Source organism: Herbaspirillum sp. CAH-3 (assembly GCF_009668275.1).
GTDB classification, from domain to species: domain Bacteria; phylum Pseudomonadota; class Gammaproteobacteria; order Burkholderiales; family Burkholderiaceae_D; genus Herbaspirillum; species Herbaspirillum aquaticum.
The window spans coordinates 1-2,835 of record NZ_VSWE01000041.1; the positions used below are offsets into that span (position 1 = coordinate 1).

The window sequence follows — 2,835 nt, forward strand, 5'->3', positions numbered from 1 at the left end:
CATGGTTCCCATCGATGAAGTCGTCTCGCTGTCACGGCTGCAGTTTGCCGTCACGGCGCTCTATCACTTCCTGTTCGTCCCCCTCACGCTAGGCCTGTCCTGGATCCTGGTCATCATGGAGTCGGTCTATGTCATGACCGGCAACCAGATCTACAAGGACATGACCCGCTTCTGGGGCAAGCTCTTCGGCATCAACTTCGCCATGGGCGTGGCCACCGGCATCACCCTGGAATTCCAGTTCGGTACCAACTGGTCCTATTACTCGCACTACGTGGGCGACATCTTCGGTACGCCCCTGGCCATCGAAGGGCTGATGGCCTTCTTCATGGAATCGACCTTCGTCGGCCTGTTCTTCTTCGGCTGGGACAAGCTCTCGCGCAAGCAGCACCTGGTGGTCACCGTGCTGGTGGCGCTGGGCTCGAACCTGTCGGCGCTGTGGATCCTGATTGCCAATGGCTGGATGAACAATCCGGTGGGCGCCGAATTCAACTTCGAGACCATGCGCATGGAACTGGTCAGCATGACCGACGTGATCTTCAATCCGGTGGCGCAAGTCAAGTTCGTGCACACCGTGGCAGCAGGTTACGTGACGGCCTCCATGTTCGTGCTGGGCGTCTCCGCCTGGTACCTGCTGAAGGCACGTGATACCGCCTTCGCGCTGCGCTCCTTCGCGGTGGCGGCCGGTTTCGGCCTGGCCGCGACCTTGTCGGTGATCGTGCTGGGCGACGAATCGGGCTATACCGCCGGTGAAGTCAACAAGGTCAAACTGGCCGCCATCGAAGCCGAGTGGGACACCCACCCTGCCCCGGCCGGCCTGACCCTGTTCGGCCTGCCCAATGACAAGGAAGAGCGCACCGACTACGCGGTCAAGATTCCCTATGTGCTGGGCCTGATCGCCACCCGTTCGGCCGACACCCAGGTGCTGGGCATCAAGGACCTGAAGAAGGAGCATGAAGTCCGCATCCGCAACGGCATGCTGGCCTATGCCGCGCTGACGCGATTGAAGTCCGGCGACAAGTCGCCCGAAGCGCGCGCCGAGTTCGACAAGCTCAAGAAGGACCTGGGCTACGGTCTGCTGTTGAAGAAGTACACCAACAACGTCGTCGATGCGACGCCCGAGCAGATCAGCCTGGCCGTCAACGACACCATCCCCAAGGTCGCCCCGCTGTTCTGGTCCTTCCGTGGCATGGTGGCGCTGGGCTTCCTGTTCCTGTTCATCTTCTCGGCATCGTTCTGGTTCCTGGCCAAGAAGCAGCTGGCCCCGCAACGCTGGCTGCTGCGCCTGGCCGTGATCTCGATCCCGCTGCCGTGGATCGCCGCCGAACTCGGCTGGATCGTGGCCGAATACGGCCGCCAGCCCTGGACCATTGCCGGCATCCTGCCGACCCACCTGTCGGCCTCCTCGCTGCAGCCGGGCAGCCTCTACTTCAGCCTGGCCGGGTTCATCCTGTTCTATACCTTCCTGCTGGTGGTGGAGATGATCCTGATGGTCAAGTACGCCCGCCTGGGGCCCAGCAGCCTGCATACCGGCCAGTACTACTGGGAAACCAAGGGCAAGGACAACGGTCCCGGCGATGTCCTGCCGCCACCCCTGAATCCGTCGGCCAATGCCGGCAGCCACTAAGCCACCAGAAGAAATGAGGAAAGCAGAATGATCTTCGATTACGAAACACTCAAGCTGATCTGGTGGGCCTTCGTGGGCGTACTCATCATCGGCTTTGCGCTCACCGACGGCTTCGACTTCGGCGTGGGCATGATGCTGCCCTTCGCCGGCAAGAACGACACCGAGCGCCGCATCCTGATCAACTCCATCGGCCCCACCTGGGAAGGCAACCAGACCTGGTTCATCACCGCCGGCGGCGCCACCTTCGCGGCCTGGCCGCTGGTGTATGCCACCGCCTTCTCGGGCTTCTACATTGCCCTGATGGTGTTGCTGTTCTCGCTGTTCTTCCGTCCGGTGGGCTTCGACTACCGCAGCAAGGTGGCCGATCCACGCTGGCGCAATGCCTGGGACTGGGGTCTGTTCATCGGTGGTTTCGTGCCGCCCCTGATCTGCGGCGTGGCCTTCGGCAACCTGCTCTTGGGCGTGCCCTTCCACTATGACGACACCATGCGCGTGGAATACACCGGCAGCTTCTTTGCGCTGTTGAATCCCTTCGGCCTGCTGGCCGGGCTCCTGTCGGTGGCCATGCTGCTGATGCACGGTGCCGCCTTCGCCTTCGTCAAGACCGACGCTGCCGTGGCGGAACGTTCGCGCAAGACCATCATCGGCGCCGCCCTGGTGACGGTGCTGCTGTTCGTCGCCGGCGGCTTCTGGGTGGCCCAGATGCCGGGTTATCGCATCACCTCCATGCCGGATGCCAACAGTGCCTTCACCCCCCTGGCCAAGACCGTGGAAGTGGTCGCGGGCGCCTGGTTCGACAACTACGCCAAGTGGCCCGTGACCAAGCTGTTCCCGGCACTGGGCGTGGCCGGTGCGGTGCTGGCGGCCTTGCTGGCGCTGGTGCGCAGTGCGCGCCTGGCCTTCATCGCCAGCGGGCTGTCGGTGACGGGTATCATCCTCACCGCCGGCATGTCGCTCTTCCCCTTCGTCATGCCCTCTTCGCTGGACGCCAAGAGCAGCCTGACCCTGTGGGATTCGGTCTCCAGCCACAAGACCTTGGGCCTGATGTTCTGGATGGTGCTGATCTTCCTGCCGCTCATCATCGTCTATACCGGCTGGGTCTATCGCGTGGTCAAGGGCAAGGTGACCGCCCGCGACATCCACGAGAACGAACACACGGCGTATTGATTACGCGCAATCGCAAACTGCAACGAGGAGAACATCATGTGGTA

2 protein-coding genes are annotated in these 2,835 nt (G+C 62.5%); both read left to right on the forward strand.

What is annotated here, in order from left to right:
- The first annotated feature begins 1 nt into the window (after position 1).
- Positions 2 to 1,624, forward strand: coding sequence for a cytochrome ubiquinol oxidase subunit I (locus tag FYB76_RS26475; RefSeq protein WP_088753291.1), 1,623 nt, complete (start codon positions 2 to 4; stop codon positions 1,622 to 1,624).
- Between the two features lie 27 nt (positions 1,625 to 1,651).
- The gene (gene cydB / locus FYB76_RS26480; protein WP_088753290.1) at positions 1,652 to 2,791 is read left to right on the forward strand and encodes a cytochrome d ubiquinol oxidase subunit II; all 1,140 of its coding nucleotides are present in this window, start codon (positions 1,652 to 1,654) and stop codon (positions 2,789 to 2,791) included.
- The last annotated feature ends 44 nt before the right edge of the window (positions 2,792 to 2,835 follow it).

Bases quoted from the DNA above. Each gene is read 5' to 3' on its own strand.
- FYB76_RS26475 (WP_088753291.1), top strand. From the start codon at position 2: ATGGTTCCCATCGATGAAGTCGTCTCGCTGTCACGGCTGCAGTTTGCC.
- cydB (WP_088753290.1), top strand. From the start codon at position 1,652: ATGATCTTCGATTACGAAACACTCAAGCTGATCTGGTGGGCCTTCGTG.